This is a genomic window from Mycobacterium sp. TH-M106, assembly GCF_057473765.1.
This window is the reverse complement of record NZ_JBYCLE010000489.1, coordinates 1-1,219: the sequence shown is the minus strand read 5'-3', so window position 1 is coordinate 1,219 and position 1,219 is coordinate 1. Positions and strand designations below refer to the sequence as shown.

Below are 1,219 nucleotides of genomic sequence, written 5' to 3'. Positions count from 1 at the left end.
CGGGTCTCGTTCGTCTTCGGGACACGGCTCGTATTCTTCGAACTTCTTTGCCAGTTCGTCAGCGTGGGCGATGATCTCTTCTACGGATCGGGGCATGAGGTCACCTCAGATACTTGTCGCGGGCGGGCATCGCGTGAGCGATCAGCTGTGTGCCGTCGATGGCGGTAAGTACGCCCACCTCCAGGATCTTGGCACTGCGGCCACCACCAACATAAATGGTCATGCCGTCGTCCTGCTCGATGATGCGAAAGGCGTTGCGCCAAGCATGCAGCATGTCCTCGTCGGCGACGCCCCACTTCTGGGCGCTCGGCAAAATGATCGGGTCACACACAACAAGTTATCTTGCCATGGGTATCAGCGTCAACTGACTTCATCAACCCGCTGTCGCTCCCGGATCTCCACCTATGGCCGGCGTCAGGCGCGGTACTCCACCGCGCCGTCGTCAAGCACCACCCGGGCGCCGGTGCCGTCGGGCGCGGCGGCTTCGGTGCGAAACACCGCCCGGCCCGCTCCGGTACGCCACATCGAGGTGGTCAGCGTCTCACCGGGAAACACCGGATCGGTGAACCGAGCCGAGATCGCGGTGACCCGCGCGGCGTCGCCGCCGCGCGGCGTCGCCGCCGCCCAGCTCGGCGACGAGCGCACGGCCGGCGAAGCCGTAGGTGCACAGCCCGTGCAGGATCGGTGTGGGGAAGCCGGCCAGCTTCGCGAACCACGGGTCGCTGTGCAGCGGGTTGCGGTCACCGGAGAGCCGATAGATCAGCCCCTGGTCCTCGCGAGTGGGGTATGCGGTTCGCGAGTCCGGTTGGCTGTCCGGAATCTCCGGCGCGGGCGGGCGCTGCCCCTTCGCCCCGCCGAAGCCGCCGGCGCCGCGGATGACCAGGGTGGCCAGCGTCTCGGCGACCGGCTCGGACGTCTTCGGGTCGCTGCCGCGGGCACGCACCATCACGATCGCGTTCTTGCCCTCCCCCTTGTCCTGGATGTCGGCCACCTCGGAGACCACACTGAGGCTTCCGGCGGGCGGCAGCGGGGCGAACAACCGCACCTCCTGCGAGCCGTGCAGCAGTTTCGCCGGGTTGAACGTGCCGATCTTGCCCGCCGCTCCGAAGCCCAGGCAGCAGATGACGGCGTAGGTCGGCAGCACCTGCTGGGTGATGTCGTGGCTGTTCTCGGTGGTGAACGACAGGTCGGCGGTGCCGGCGCCGACTCCGAGCGCATA

Annotated in this window: 1 protein-coding gene and 1 pseudogene; both read right to left on the bottom strand. The window is 67.5% G+C overall.

The window, feature by feature from the left end:
• Positions 1-100 precede the first annotated feature (100 nt).
• Positions 101-331, bottom strand: coding sequence for a hypothetical protein (locus AC2VOP_RS17285; protein ID WP_486962101.1), 231 nt, complete (start codon positions 329-331; stop codon positions 101-103).
• A gap of 83 nt (positions 332-414) precedes the next feature.
• A pseudogene (locus AC2VOP_RS17280) lies at positions 415-1,219 on the bottom strand (MaoC family dehydratase); the annotation flags it as partial.